We start from the raw sequence: 13,805 nt of genomic DNA, 5'->3' as shown, positions 1-13,805 counted from the left end.
TCCCGGCGGCGGAGGCGGTGGTCGGGTGCCCCGGAGCGTCAGCAGTCCGGTGCGGGCACGCGGGTGAGCGGCAGGTGGAGGGTGGAGAGGCGGACCGGTTCCACGGTCACCCGGTGGGCGGTGAGGCACGGGGAGAGCCGTACCTCGGCATCGGGTGTGCGGATCCGGTGGTCGACGGCGGGGGCACCGACCCGCAGGGCCAGTACGGGCCCGATGTCGCGGCCCATGTCCTCGACGACCCACCACGGCCCTTCGGCCCGGCCGTTCCCCTCACCGGGGATCTGCCCCATACCGGCGCCGAACTGGCGGATCCGGGTGGCGTCGACCACGAGGTGTCCGTCGCGGACCGCGAGGTCCTCCTCGATCGGCAGGCGGTCGATGGAGTGCACGTAGGAGACGGTGAACACCTCTTCCTCCGCGAGGGGGAGGTGTCCGATCACGGTGCCCTCGTCGGCGACGCGCAGGGCCGGGTGGACCGGCCACACCAGTGCGCCGAGGAGCGCCAGGGCGACGGTGAGCAGTACGGCCGTGCGCACGTCGCGGTCGACGGGGACCCCGGTCGCGGGGGCCCCGGGACGCGACCGCCCGGCGGTGCCGGGGGCCGCGTCGCGGTCGGGTGTCGTCTTCACTGGGTCCTACGTCAGGGGCGGAGTTCCTCGGGGATCTCGATGCCCTGCTCCTCGTAGTAGCGCAGGGCGCCGGGGTGCACCGGGACCGGGCTGTTGAGGATGGTCTCGGCGACCAGGTACTCCTCGGCCGGGGCGTACACGTCGAGCACCGCGTCGATGTTCTCGAACATGGCCTTGGTGATCTCGTAGGCCTGGTCCTCGTTGAAGCCGCCGCTGACCACGAGGGCGTTCCACACGGCGATGGTGGGGACGTCCTCGTCGACACCCGGGTAGGTCCCCGCAGCGATGGTGTGCTCGGTGTAGCCGCCGTAGCCGTTGACGACCGCGGAGCGCTCGTCGTCGCAGAGCGGGATGAGGTGGAGGTCGTCGGTGGTGCCCAGCTCGGTGATGCCGGCGTGCCCTTCGCCGACCACCCAGGAGCCGGCGTCGAGCTGGCCGTTCTGGAGGGCGCTGGCGGTCTCGGCGTAGCCGAGCTGGTCGATCTCGATCTGGTCGCCGGCGATCTCCAGCGAGGCGAAGACCTGGTTGGTGGTGGCCTCGTTGCCGCTGCCGACGTCACCGACGGAGTAGCGGCTCTCCACCACGTCGGAGAAGCACTCGAACCCCTTGGACTCGGCGATCGGGTCGAGGGTGACCGCGTGGAAGACGTTGGGGTAGAGCACGGCCAGGGAGTAGGTCTCGACGGGGGCGCCCTCGAAGTCGGCGGTGCCGGTGGCGGCCTGGTCGGCGGCGTCGCCCTGCACGATGGCCATGTGCGCGGTGCCGGACCCGAGGAGGCGGATGTTCTCCACGGAGGCGCCGGTGGCCTCGACGGAGCCCGACTGTCCTTCGATGTTGTCGCCGATGATGCCGCTCAGCGCGCCGCCGATCGGGTAGTAGACGCCCGCCGTGCCGCCGGTGGCGATGCTCAGCTGGTTCTGCACGGGCCCGGAGCCGATCCCCACCTCCTCGTCCCCGCCGGATTCCGCAGGCTGGGCGCAGGCGGTCAACAGCAGGACACCGGTGGACAGGGCGGCCAGGGAGGGGAGGGCGCGTCGCATGGTCAGGGGGTCCTCTCGGGTGTTCCTCGGGGGCTGTCACGGAGCGGTGGGCGGCGGTCCCGTGCGCCCCGGGATCGGGGGGAACGGCACCGGAGAGCGGGTGTGTCGCACGCCACTCCGTTGCCGAGAAACGTAACCGGCACCTCCCGGAAACCCCCCGTCCGTCCTCACCTTTTGAGGTTCCTCTGAGGTTTCCCCCGACTTGCTATCGTTCGAGCATGTCGCGGTCCTCTCTGAGCCTCGTGTGGCCCCTCGCCGCGGCCCTCCTCGTGCTGACGGTGTCCACGCCGCTGCTCACCCGGGCCGAGCCACGGGAGGCGCCCCCGGTGCACCTCTCCCTGGGCACCGGCGGGACCGGCGGCGTGTACCACGAGTACGGCGCGGCGCTGGCGCGGATCGTCTCGTCCTCGCACGGCGACGTGCGGATCACCGCGCTCACCACCGCGGCCAGCGTGGAGAACAACCGGCTGGTGGCCGAGGGCTCCCTGGACGCGGCCTTCACCCTGGCGGACGTGTCGGCGCTGGCCGTGGCGGGCGACCCGCCGTTCGACGAGCCCCTGCCGATCAACGCGATCGCCCGGTTGTACGACAACCACACCCACGTGGTGGTGCGGGCCGACTCCCCGTACCGGTCCCTGTCCGACCTGGCCGGGAGCACGGTGTCGGTCGGGGCGAAGGGTTCGGGTACCGAGATGATGGCCGAACGGCTGCTGGACCTGGTGGGGCTGGAGGAGGACGGCGGCCCCGACGCGGTGGTGCACCGGTTGCGGCTGTCCATCGGCGGGTCGGCCTCGGCCCTGGAACGGGGCGCCATCGACGCCTTCTTCTGGTCGGGCGGGCTTCCCACCCAGGCGGTGGCCGACCTCGCCGAGCGCTTCCCGATCCGGTTGCTGGACCTGTCCGAGCACGTCAACGCCCTGAGCGAGGAGCACGGGGCGTACTTCTCCGAGCTGCCGGTACCGGCGAGCACCTACCCGGGCGTACCGGCGGTGCGCACCATCGGCGTGCCGAGCCTGCTGGTGGTGAGCGCGAGCATGCCCCACCCCACCGCCGAGGAGCTGACCCGGCTGCTCTTCGACTCCCGCGCCGAACTCGCCGAGATCCACCCGGTGGCACTCCAGCTGCACCCCCGGTCGGCGATCGCCACCTTGCCGGTGCCCCTCCACCCCGGGGCCGCCGGTTACTACCAGGAGGTCAAATACGCGCACGATCGGGTGGCGGAATCGGCCGCGGTTCCGTGACCAGGCGGATCCGCGCGTCGATCCCCTGGGGGTGCGCGGGACGCAGGGTGAGCGAGGCCCCCTGGAGTTCGAGCAGGGTGACGACGATGGACAGGCCCAGACCCGAACCGCCCACGCCGCCGTCGCGCCAGAACGGCCGGGTGGCCTGTGCCAGCTGCCCTTCCGGCAGGCCGGGACCGTCGTCGACGACGTGCACGTCCACGTGGCCCTCCCCGTCCGGCCCGGGTGGGGACCGGAGGACGCGCACGGTGATCCGCACGCCCTCCCCCCCGAACTTCAGGGCGTTGTCGATGAGCGCGTCCAGGGTCTGGTCGAGTGTGCCCTCCACGCACCGGACCCGTATCCCGTCCCCGCCCTCCTGGAGCAGGGTCGCTCCGGCCCGTTCGGCGATGGGCTCCCATGAGAGCAGTCGGTCCCGGACGACCTCTCCGACGTCCTCCCACACCGTCGAGTGTTCGGTGTCCTCGGTGCGCGCCAGGGTGAGCAGGCTGTCGCAGATGCGGGTGAGCCGGTCCACCTCGTCCAGGGCCAGCCTGTGTCCGGTACGGCCCTCGGGGGTGAGGTGCCTCGACAGGGCGTCCACCCGCAGCCGCAGGGCCGCCAACGGGTTGCGCACCTGGTGCCCGGCGTAGGCGACGAAGACGCGCTGGCTCTCCAGCATCGCGGTGATGGTGTCGGCCATCCTGTTGAACGACTCCCCCAGGCGTCGCAGTTCGACCGGCCCCGCTGCGGTGCGCACCCGGATGTCCAGGCTGCCTCCCGCGACCGCGCGGGTGGCCTCGTCGAGGTCGTCGATGGGTCGCAGGATCCACCGGGTGAGCGGCCCGGCCGCGGCGATGCCAGCGATCATCAGCACGGTGACCGCCGCCGCGGCCAGGGCCCACTGGACGAGGGTGGCCCGTCGCAGCGACGCGGTGGGCGAGGCCGTGACGGCCGCGCCGACGACCTCACCGGACCGGCCGACGGGTTCGGCGACGATGAGGGGACCGTCCTGCCAGGGGTAGACCACCCGGTCGGCGCCCATGCGGTTGCCGGCCAGCGCGTTGCGGACCGCCTCGGGCATCGGGTCGTCGGGCCGCCGCCCGGGGTCGATGTCCGTGATGTCGAGGCCGGGCCGGGACGCGGCCACCACCCCGCCCTCGCGGTCCACGATGATGGCGGAGATGCCGTAGAGGCGGTCGTAGGCCGTCAGTTCGGCCGTGAGGATGCCCCCGGAACCGGTGAGGACCGCGGGTTCGGCGATACCCGCGAACCGGGCGGTGTCGTTGATCCGGTCCAGGAGCATGTCGGAGGTGCCCCGGGCGGCGATGCTGCCGCACAGGGGGAGGGAGAGCCCGAGGCAGGCGGCGACCAGCAGGGTCACGTACACGGTGATGACACGGCGATGCATCGACCCGCCCCGGATCAGTGCCGTGACGCCGCCGGAACGGCGTCCGCCGACGCGTCCGCCGGTCCGTGGGCGACGGCGAGCCGGTACCCGACCCCGCGCACCGTCTCGATGAGGCCGGGAACGTCGAGTTTGGCGCGCAGGGTGCCCACGTGCACCTCCAGGGTGCGCAGCGTCCCCGACCAGGTGGTCCCCCAGACGCGCAGCAGCAGGTGCTCGCGGGACAGGACGGTGCCGGCCTCACGCGCCAGGGCCAGCAGCAGGTCGAACTCCTTGCGGGTGACCTCCACCCGGGCGCCGTCGCGTTCGACCGTGCGCCCGGCCGGGTCGATGCGCAGGGGCCCCGCGATCAGGGGCTCGTCGGAGGGGCGACGGGTGCGGCGCAGCACCGCCTCCATGCGGGCGCACAGTTCCTCGATGGCCAGGGGTTTGACCACGTAGTCGTCGGCGCCGGAGCGCAGTCCGCGCACCCGTTCGCGCTGTTGGCCGCGCGCGGTCACCATGATGATCGCCGTGTCGCCGACGTCGTGGCGTTCCCGGAACATCCGGCACAGTTCCACGCCGTCCATGTCGGGCAGTCCGAGGTCGAGCAGCACGATGTCGGCGGGGTCGGCGGCCAGCGCCCGCTGCGCGGTGCGCACCTGGGTGACGGTGTAACCGTGGGTTTCCAACGCCCCGGCGAGGGCGTCGGCGAGGCGAACGTCGTCCTCGACGAGCAGCACCTTGATCATGGGTCGGGTCCTCGGGTGCGGGGGTGGTGATACCCCCGCACCCTAACCCGACGGGTGTGCCCGGGGACACACCAGGGTGTCCCGGACGTCACAGTTCAGGGGCGCGAGATGTTCGCCTCGGGGACGATCTCGGGCGCCCCGTGCTGGATGGCGTCCGCCTCTTGGTCGGTGTCCTGCTCCTGGGCGGAGCGCTCGGCCTCGATGCCCTTGCGGTAGTACTCGACCTCGCGCTGGACCTGCGCGTCGTCCCATCCCAGCGGTTCGGCCATGAGTTCGGCGGCCTCCTCGGCCGCGGCGATGCCGCGGTCCCACGTCTCGAAGGAGATCCGGGTGCGCCGGGCCAGGACGTCCTCCAGGTGCCGGGCCCCCTCGGCGCGGACCGCGTACACCACCTCGGCGCGCAGGTAGTCGTCGGCTCCGGTGAGCGAGCGGCCCAGGTCGGGGCGTTCCCTGATCAGGTCGAGCAGGTCGTCGACACAGGTGCCGTAGCGGCGCAGCAGGTGGGAGATGCGCGAGACGTGCAGCCCCGTGTCCCGGGCCAACCGGTGTCGCTGGTTGACCAGGGCCGGGTAACCGGAGGCTCCCACCAGCGGGAGCTTGTCGGTGACCGACTTGGGGATGCCGCCGCCCAGGCCGTGCGCGACGGCGTCCACGGCGTCCTTGGCCATGACCCGGTAGGTGGTGTACTTGCCGCCGGCGATGAGGACCAGTCCGGGCACCGGATGGGCGACCACGTGTTCGCGGGAGAGCTTGGAGGTCTCCTCCGACTCCCCCGACAGCAGCGGGCGCAGGCCCGCGTAGACGCCCTCCACGTCGTCCCTGCTCAACGGGGTGCGCAGCACCTGGTTGAGGTGATCGAGGACGTAGTCGATGTCGGCGCGGCTGGCGGCCGGGTTCTCCTTGTCCAGGTCCCAGGCGGTGTCGGTGGTGCCGATGATCCAGTGCCTGCCCCAGGGGATGACGAACAGCACGCTCTTCTCGGTGCGCAGGATCATCCCGGAGGAGGCCTGGATGCGGTCGCGGGGCACCACCAGGTGGACGCCCTTGGAGGCGCGCACGTGGATCTGCCCGCGACCGCCGACCATCTCCTGGATCTCGTCGGTCCAGACACCGGCGGCGTTGACGACCTGGCGGGCGCGGACGGAGATCTCCTCGCCCTTCTCCAGGTCCGCGGCGCGGGCGCCGACCACGTGTTCGCCCTCGCGCAGGAAGCCCACCGCCTGCACCCGCGAGGCGATCCGCGCCCCCAGTCCGGCGGCGGTGCGCAGGACGGTGGTGACGAAGCGGGCGTCGTCCACCTGGCAGTCCCAGTACTGGACCGCGCCGGCGAGCGCGTCGCGTTTGAGCGCGGGGAAGATCCGCAGCGCCCCGCCGCGCGTCAGGTGCCGGTGCGAGGGCAGTCCCCGGTTGTTCCGCGAGGTCATGGCCAAGGTGTCGTACAGGGACACGCCCGCGCCGATGTAGAAGCGTTCCCAGTGGTGGGCGAACGGGAAGAGGAAGGGCACCGGTCGCACCAGGTGCGGGGCGATGGTGGTGAGCAGCAGGCCGCGTTCCCGGAGCGCCTCTTGGACCAGTTCGAAGTCGAACTGCTCCAGGTAGCGCAGGCCGCCGTGGATGAGTTTGCTGGATCTGCTGGAGGTGCCCGACGCGTGGTCGCGCGCCTCGATGAGAGCCGTGGAGAGCCCGCGCGAGACGGCCTCCAGGGCGATGCCCGCCCCGACGATGCCGCCGCCGACGACGAGGACGTCGAACTCCTCGTCCCGCATCGCCGCCAAGGCGTCCTCGCGCCCCTCCGGTCCCATCCAGGTGGTCGTCATACCCGTGTGTCCCTCCGTCGCGATGGTTCTTCCTCCCCAGCGCATACCCGCCGGAGGGGCCCGCCCATCGGAGCGGCCGAAGGACCCCAGGCTAACCGGGCCCCCGGCCGTCTCGGGGGACGCCACGCGCGGCGTCCGCCGCGCCGGGCGAGGGAGTGGGCCGGTGGCCGGCCCCGGGGAGCGCCGGGCAGCCGGGCGGAACCCCTCCCGGGGCCCCTCGGAGGAGTCCCCGGGCCGGTGGGGAACCCCCGGTCAGGCCGCCGCGTCCGCGTAGGCGTGCGCGTAGGCCAGCACGTCGGCCACGTACTCCGACGACCGGTTGTAGGACAGGATGGCCGCCTCCCAGTCCGCGGCGACGGTCAGGTCCCGGCCGCCCGCGCACAGATAGCGGCCGGCGGACAGGGCGGCGTCGTCGATCTGGTGCGGGTCGGGATCGCCGCCGCTCACCGAGACGCCCCAGCGGGCCCACGTGCTCGGGATGAACTGCATCGGACCGATGGCCCGGTCCCATTCGGCGTCCCCGTCCAGGAGACCGCCGTCGGTGTCGGGGATCGCCTGGGTGTTGTTGGTGCCGTCGAGCGGGATGCCGATGATGTCGACGGTGGTGGTGCCGTCCGGTCCGATCTCACCGCCCGCGTAGGTGCCGTGCCGCGACTCCACGAACCCGATCCCGGCGAGGGTCGGCCACGACAGGTTGCACGAGGGCAGTTCCGCGGCGAGCGCCAGTTGCGCGCCGGCGTAACCCTCCAGGGCACGGGGCGGAACGGAGGTGGCCGTCGAGACCTGCTCCAGCCATTCGTCGGCGGGACGGCGGTCGGCGGCACCGTCGGGGGTGGACCGTTCGTCGGCGCCCGCCGCCAGGGACTCCTCGGCGCCGGTGGCCGGGTCGACCTCGGCGGGCGTGGGGGGACCGGTGAGCCCGTCGTGCGCGGGCGTCTCGATGGTGCCGTCGAGCGGGCCGGCGGCCGTCTCCGGGGGGACCTGCCAGGCGTCGAGCGTCCGGGAGAGCCGGTCGACCACGAAGAGCACGCCGCCGGTCAGCAACAGGCAGAGCGCCAGGGTCGCGCAGACGGCGATGAGCGGGCCCTTGCCACGCTTCGTACCGCGGGTGCCTCCACCCAAGGTCGTTCCTTCCATCGGGGGCGTCGGACTCGTATGACGCCGACGGCCGGATCATGGTCGCACACCGCGTTCACGGGGGTTTCGACCGCACAACGCGGACGGGGGCGCCCCGGTTCCCCGGGACGCCCCTCGTTCGCGGAGAGCATCGATCAGCGATGGGGGTTGACCACGACCTCGACCCGCTGGAACTCCTTGAGGTCGGTGTAGCCGGAGGTGGCCATGGTGCGCCGCAGCGCACCCATGAGGTTCATGGAACCGTCGCTGGTGGACGCGGGCCCGTGCAGGATCGACGACAGGTCGCCGATGGTGCCGACGTGCACCCGCTCGCCGCGCGGCAGCTCGCCGTGGTGCGCCTCGCTCCCCCAGTGGTAACCGCCGCCGGGGGCCTCGGTGGCGCGGGCCAGCGGTGAACCGACCATGACCGCGTCGGCGCCGCAGGCCAGGGCCTTGGCGATGTCGCCGCTGGTGGTCATGCCACCATCCGCGAGGACGTGCACGTAACGGCCGCCCGACTCGTCGAGGTAGTCCCGGCGGGCGGCGGCGACGTCACCGATGGCGCTGGCCATCGGCACGGCCACGCCCAGCACGGAACGGGTGGTGTGACCCGAACCGCCGCCGAACCCGACGAGGACGCCGGCGGCGCCGGTGCGCATCAGGTGCAGGGCGGCGGTGTAGGTGGCGCAACCGCCGACGACGACCGGGACGTCCAGGTCGTAGATGAACTGCTTGAGGTTGAGCGGCTCGGCGCGCCCGGACACGTGCTCGGCCGAGACCGTGGTGCCGCGGATCACGAAGATGTCCACGCCCGCGTCGACGACCGCCTTGTGGTACTGGGCGGTGCGCTGCGGGGACAGCCGCGCGGCGGTGACCAGGCCGGCGTCGCGGATCTGCTCGATCCGGCGGCCGATCAGCTCCTCCTGGATGGGGGCGGAGTAGATCTCCTGGAGCCGTTTGGTGGCGGCGACGTCACCGAGTTCGCGGATCTCCGCCAGCAGGGGGGCGGGGTCCTCGTAGCGGGTCCACAGACCCTCCAGGTCGAGCACGCCCAGACCGCCCTGGCGGCCGACGGCCACGACCGTCTCCGGCGAGGCCACGCTGTCCATGGGGCTGACCATGAGCGGCGTCTCGAACCGGTAGGCGTCGATCTGCCAGGCGATCGACACCTCCTCCGGGTCGCGCGTGCGCCGAGCCGGCACGATGCCGATCTCGTCGAGCTCGTAGGCCCGGCGCCCGTTCTTGCCCAGCCCGATCTCCACCTGAGCCAACGATTCGATCCCCTCTGACGTGCTGCCCCGGCCGTATGACCGGTGCCTGTACTGCCGTCGCGAGTCTATCCGGCCACGGCCGGGGACGGGTCGGGCCGCCCGGGAGGTGCTCCGGGCGGCCCGTGACGGCGTGGTGTCAGCGCGCGTTGTAGTTGGGCGCCTCGACGGTCATCTTGATGTCGTGCGGGTGGCTCTCGCGCAGGCCGGCGCTGGTGATGCGCATGAGCCGACCGCGCTCGCGCAGCTCGTCCAGGGTGCGGCTGCCCGCGTACCACATGGACTGGTGCAGACCACCGACGAGCTGGTGGGAGACCGCCTGGAGCGGGCCGCGGAAGGGCACCTGGCCCTCGATGCCCTCGGGGATGAGCTTGTCCTCGGAGGAGACCTCGGCCTGGGCGTAGCGGTCCTTGGAGAAGGAACGGCCGCGCATGGCGCCCAGGGAGCCCATGCCCCGGTAGGCCTTGAACTGCTTGCCGTTGATGAAGATCAGCTCACCGGGGCTCTCCTCGACACCGGCCAACAGGCTGCCGAGCATGACGCTGCTGGCGCCGGCCGCGATGGCCTTGGCGATCTCCCCGGAGTACTGGAGACCACCGTCGGCGATGAGCGGGACGTCGGCCGGGCCGCACGCCTTGGCCGCCTCCAGGATGGCGGTGAGCTGCGGGGCGCCCACCCCGGCGACGACGCGGGTGGTGCAGATGGAGCCGGGGCCCACGCCGACCTTGACGGCGTCGGCGCCGGCGTCGACGAGCATCTGGGCGCCGGCGTGGGTGGCGATGTTGCCGGCGACGACGTCGGCCCGGGAGTTGGCCTTGAGCTTGGCGACCATCTCGGCCATGCCGGCGGAGTGGCCGTGGGCGGTGTCCACGACGACGAAGTCCACACCGGCCTCGACCAGCAGCTTGGCGCGCTCGGTGGCCTCGGGGCCCACGCCGACCGCGGCGCCGACGACGAGGCGGCCGTCGGCGTCCTTGGTGGCGTTGGGGTACTGCTCGCTCTTGATGAAGTCCTTGACGGTGATGAGGCCGCGCAGCCGGTTCTCGGCGTCGACCAGCGGGAGCTTCTCCACCTTGTTGTGGCGCAGCAGCTCGAAGGCCCGCTCACGGGTGACGCCGACGGGCGCGGTGACGAGGTTCTCGGTGGTCATGACGTCGCGGACCAGGCGGGTGCGGTCGCTCTCGAAGCGCATGTCCCGGTTGGTGACGATGCCCACCAGGCGGCCGGTCTCGTCGGTGACGGGGACGCCGGAGATCCGGTAGTGCGAACAGAGGCGTTCGACCTCGGCGAGGGTGTCCTCGGGCTTGCAGGTGACCGGGTCGGTGACCATGCCCGCCTCGGAGCGCTTGACCAGGTCGACCTGGGCGGCCTGGTCCTCGGCGGAGAGGTTGCGGTGCAGGACGCCGGCGCCGCCCTGGCGGGCCATCGCGACGGCCATGCGGGCCTCGGTGACGGTGTCCATGGCGGCGGACAGCAGTGGGATGTTGAGGCGGATGTTGCGGGACAGGCGCGTGGCGGTGCTCGCCTCGCCGGGCTGCATGTCGGAGTAGGCCGGTACGAGCAGTACGTCGTCGTAGGTCAACCCCGGCGGCAGCAGTTTGTCCCCGTAGTCGCCGATGTTCTCCTGACCCATGACACAACCTCCGCTGCTCGCTCCGGCCCGCCGGCCCTCCGGCACGCCCGCGGTGCTCGCCCCCGCGTGTCGTCTCATCCTAGGTCGTCGGCCCGGGCGGCTCGGGGGGAACGGGGTGTTCTCCCCGCCACCGGGACGGGAAAGTGAGCAGTCTCACGGTTTGGGACGGACCGTGCGGACGGGAAGGCCCCTGGCCAGGTCAACGCCCCGGCACGTGGGACTTCTTCCCTCCGCGGGGCGGCGCACCCCGTGCGAGCGGCGCCGATGGCACCCGCACGTCGGTGGCGTCCGTACGTCAGTGGCGTCCGCGCGGACGGTACCGGATCGGTCCCACGGCCCGGCAGGCCACGAGGGCGTGGGGGCGGGGACGGTCCGGACAGGGCCGACGCCCCTCACCGGGGCGGCCGGCGTGTTCAGGGGAGGAGTCGGTTCGCCACGGCCACCTGCCGAAGCCGAGCGATAGCCCGGTGCTGGGCGACCCGTACCGCACCCGCCGACATTCCAAGTACATGTCCCGTCTCATCCGCTGTCAGTCCTGCGATCACCCTCATGATCAGCAGTGCGCGCTGTTGTTCCGGGAGCTCATCGAGCAGCTCCCTGGCGCGTTGGGCCTCGATGACCCGCACCGCCGCCTCCTCCGGGCCGGGTGCCTCGTCGGGGTGGTCCGGAACGGTGTCGGTCGAGACCAGTTCGACCCTGCCGGCGCCGCGCAGGGTGTCGGCCACCTTGTGCGCGGCGATCCCGAAGACGAAGGAGGCGAAGGGCCGGCCCCGATCCTGGTAGCGGGGGACCGCCGAGAGCAGGGCGATGCAGACCTCTTGGGCCACGTCGTCGGAGTAGTGGGCCAGCCCGGAGACCCGGGCCAGCCGGGCCCGGCAGTAACGGACCACCATGGGGCGGACCTCTCGGAGGAGCGAGTCCATGGCCCCGTCCTCCCCTCGGACCGCACGCGATCCCAGGCTGTTCAGGCCGGTATCGCGCGAGGTGGGGTCGGGCTCCCCTGGTGTCCCTGGCCGCTGCGCGGTAACGCCCCCCCGGGCGTTTGCATCCGTCACGCTAGTGATCATGCCCCCGCCGGCCGACTTGACCGCCCCAATCCCCAACTACGGAATGGTCACGTTTTGGAAAATTCACCCCAAAACGGTACCGGACTCACGGTCGAACGTGAGACCCGCGTGATAGAGAGCACCCTCCGAGGCTCCTGAGGACGACCTTCCGCCACCTCGGGTCACGGTCCGCACAGGCCGGTGGGCCGGTCCCGGATACCCCGGGCCGGCCCACCGTCGACGTCCGCGAACGGATCGGGTCCGTCAGTGGCCGTGGCCGTGGCCGTCGTCGGCCTCGTCCTCGGGCTTGTCGGCGACCAGCACCTCGGTGGTCAGCAGCATGCCCGCGATGGACGCGGCGTTCTGAACGGCCGAGCGGGAGACCTTGACCGGGTCGATGATGCCCTCGGCGGCCAGGTCGCCGTAGGTGCCCTTGGCGGCGTTGTAGCCCTGCCCGACCTCCAACTCGGAGATGCGGTGGACCACCACGTAGCCCTCGGCGCCGGCGTTCTCGGCGATCCAGCGGGCCGGCTGCACCAGGGCGCGGCGGACGATGCCCACACCGGTGGCCTCGTCGCCGGTCAGGCCCAGGTCGTCCAGGGCCGTGGAGGCGTGCACCAGGGAGGCGCCGCCGCCGGCGACGATGCCCTCCTCGATGGCCGCGCGGGTCGCCGAGATGGCGTCCTCCAGGCGGTGCTTCTTCTCCTTGAGCTCGACCTCGGTGGCCGCGCCGACGCGCAGCACCGAGACACCGCCGGCCAGCTTGGCCAGGCGCTCCTGGAGCTTCTCGCGGTCCCAGTCGGAGTCGCTGGCCTCGATCTCCTTGCGGATCTGCGCGATCCGGTCGGCGACCTCGGACTGCTCACCGGCACCGTCCACGATGGTGGTGGTGTCCTTGGTGATGGTGATGCGGCGGGCGTTGCCCAGCACCTCCAGGTCGGCGTTCTCCAGGGTGAGGCCGACCTCTTCGGCGATGACCTGACCGCCGGTGAGGATCGCGATGTCCTGGAGCATGGCCTTGCGGCGCTCGCCGAAGCCGGGCGCCTTGACCGCGGCGACGTTCAGGGTGCCGCGGATCTTGTTGAGCACCAGGGCGCCCAGGGCGTCGCCCTCGATGTCCTCGGCGATGATGAGCAGCGGCTTCTTGTTCTGGACGATCTTCTCCAGCAGCGGCAGGAGCTCGTTGAGGCTGGAGACCTTGCCCTGGCTGATGAGGATCTGCGCGTCCTCCAGCACCGCCTCCTGGCGGTCGCCGTCGGTGACGAAGTAGGGCGAGATGTAGCCCTTGTCGAACTGGAGGCCCTCGGTGAACTCCAGGTCGAGACCGAAGGTCGGGGACTCCTCGACGGTGATGACACCGTCCTTGCCGACCTTGTCGAACGCCTCGGCGATCAGGTCGCCGATCTGCTCGTCCTGGGCGGAGTTGGTCGCGACGTACGCGATGTCCGCGCGCTCCTCGACGGGGCGGGCGCGCTCCAGGAGGATCTCGGACACCCGTACGGCGGCGGCGTCGATGCCCTTCTTCAGGGACATCGGGGAGGCGCCGGCGGCCACGCTGCGCAGACCCTCGCGCACGAGCGCCTGGGCCAGCACGGTGGCGGTGGTGGTGCCGTCACCCGCGGCGTCGTTGGTCTTGGTGGCGACCTCCTTGACCAGCTGGGCACCCAGGTTCTCGTGGGGGTCCTCCAGCTCGATCTCACGCGCGACGGTCACACCGTCGTTGGTGATGGTGGGGGCGCCGAACTTCTTGTCGATGACGACGTTGCGGCCGCGCGGGCCGAGCGTCACCTTGACGGCGTCGGCGAGGCGGTCGACGCCCCGCTCGAGGGCGCGACGGGCGTCGTCCTCGAACTCCAGGATCTTCGGCATGTGGTTCTTCCTCTTAGGCCTGGTCGAA

Annotated in this window: 11 protein-coding genes; 1 reads left to right on the top strand and 10 read right to left on the bottom strand. The window is 71.9% G+C overall.

The window, feature by feature from the left end; all coding sequences use genetic code 11:
* Positions 1-38: 38 nt before the first annotated feature.
* On the bottom strand, positions 39-629 hold the full coding sequence (locus RM479_RS11725) for a DUF1850 domain-containing protein (protein ID WP_397221932.1): 591 nt from the start codon (positions 627-629) through the stop codon (positions 39-41).
* 11 nt (positions 630-640) lie between these two features.
* The gene (locus RM479_RS11720; protein ID WP_311511739.1) at positions 641-1,669 is read right to left on the bottom strand and encodes a TAXI family TRAP transporter solute-binding subunit; all 1,029 of its coding nucleotides are present in this window, start codon (positions 1,667-1,669) and stop codon (positions 641-643) included.
* Between the two features lie 218 nt (positions 1,670-1,887).
* On the opposite strand from RM479_RS11720, the gene RM479_RS11715 reads away from it, so the two are divergent.
* Entirely contained in the window at positions 1,888-2,910 is a 1,023-nt protein-coding gene (locus RM479_RS11715) for a TAXI family TRAP transporter solute-binding subunit (protein WP_311511738.1), read from the top strand.
* Here the strand turns inward: RM479_RS11715 and RM479_RS11710 are convergent.
* The 8 genes from RM479_RS11710 to groL form a co-directional block, all read right to left on the bottom strand.
* On the bottom strand, positions 2,864-4,300 hold the full coding sequence (locus tag RM479_RS11710) for a sensor histidine kinase (protein ID WP_311511737.1): 1,437 nt from the start codon (positions 4,298-4,300) through the stop codon (positions 2,864-2,866). The two genes, RM479_RS11715 and RM479_RS11710, sit on opposite strands and share 47 nt — an antisense overlap.
* Before the next feature lie 14 nt (positions 4,301-4,314).
* The gene (locus tag RM479_RS11705; RefSeq protein ID WP_311511736.1) at positions 4,315-5,028 is read right to left on the bottom strand and encodes a response regulator transcription factor; all 714 of its coding nucleotides are present in this window, start codon (positions 5,026-5,028) and stop codon (positions 4,315-4,317) included.
* Positions 5,029-5,123: 95 nt separating this feature from the next.
* Positions 5,124-6,845 carry a glycerol-3-phosphate dehydrogenase/oxidase gene (locus tag RM479_RS11700; protein ID WP_311511735.1) on the bottom strand — a complete coding sequence of 574 codons (1,722 nt, stop codon included), beginning with the start codon at positions 6,843-6,845 and terminating at the stop codon, positions 5,124-5,126.
* A gap of 252 nt (positions 6,846-7,097) precedes the next feature.
* Positions 7,098-7,967: a lytic transglycosylase domain-containing protein gene (locus RM479_RS11695; protein WP_311511734.1), complete on the bottom strand. Its 870-nt coding sequence runs from the start codon at positions 7,965-7,967 to the stop codon at positions 7,098-7,100.
* A gap of 149 nt (positions 7,968-8,116) precedes the next feature.
* Complete coding sequence (locus tag RM479_RS11690) at positions 8,117-9,223, bottom strand: GuaB3 family IMP dehydrogenase-related protein (RefSeq protein WP_274808474.1); 1,107 nt, start codon at positions 9,221-9,223, stop codon at positions 8,117-8,119.
* 145 nt (positions 9,224-9,368) lie between these two features.
* On the bottom strand, positions 9,369-10,862 hold the full coding sequence (gene guaB, locus RM479_RS11685) for an IMP dehydrogenase (RefSeq protein ID WP_311511733.1): 1,494 nt from the start codon (positions 10,860-10,862) through the stop codon (positions 9,369-9,371).
* 413 nt (positions 10,863-11,275) lie between these two features.
* Entirely contained in the window at positions 11,276-11,917 is a 642-nt protein-coding gene (locus tag RM479_RS11680; protein WP_397221925.1) for a sigma-70 family RNA polymerase sigma factor, read from the bottom strand.
* A 255-nt stretch (positions 11,918-12,172) separates the two neighbouring features.
* Entirely contained in the window at positions 12,173-13,777 is a 1,605-nt protein-coding gene (gene groL / locus RM479_RS11675) for a chaperonin GroEL (RefSeq protein ID WP_311511731.1), read from the bottom strand.
* Positions 13,778-13,805: the final 28 nt, after the last annotated feature.

Origin of the sequence: Nocardiopsis lambiniae (genome assembly GCF_031845465.1) — a bacterium.
Classification (GTDB): Bacteria; Actinomycetota; Actinomycetes; order Streptosporangiales; family Streptosporangiaceae; genus Nocardiopsis; species Nocardiopsis lambiniae.
This window is presented reverse-complemented; position numbering and strand designations above follow the sequence as displayed.

Coding starts and splice junctions, on each gene's coding strand:
- RM479_RS11705 (WP_311511736.1), bottom strand. CDS start 5,028: ATGATCAAGGTGCTGCTCGTCGAGGACGACGTTCGCCTCGCCGACGCC.
- RM479_RS11710 (WP_311511737.1), bottom strand. CDS start 4,300: ATGCATCGCCGTGTCATCACCGTGTACGTGACCCTGCTGGTCGCCGCC.
- RM479_RS11720 (WP_311511739.1), bottom strand. CDS start 1,669: ATGCGACGCGCCCTCCCCTCCCTGGCCGCCCTGTCCACCGGTGTCCTG.
- RM479_RS11715 (WP_311511738.1), top strand. CDS start 1,888: ATGTCGCGGTCCTCTCTGAGCCTCGTGTGGCCCCTCGCCGCGGCCCTC.
- groL (WP_311511731.1), bottom strand. CDS start 13,777: ATGCCGAAGATCCTGGAGTTCGAGGACGACGCCCGTCGCGCCCTCGAG.
- RM479_RS11700 (WP_311511735.1), bottom strand. CDS start 6,845: ATGACGACCACCTGGATGGGACCGGAGGGGCGCGAGGACGCCTTGGCG.
- guaB (WP_311511733.1), bottom strand. CDS start 10,862: ATGGGTCAGGAGAACATCGGCGACTACGGGGACAAACTGCTGCCGCCG.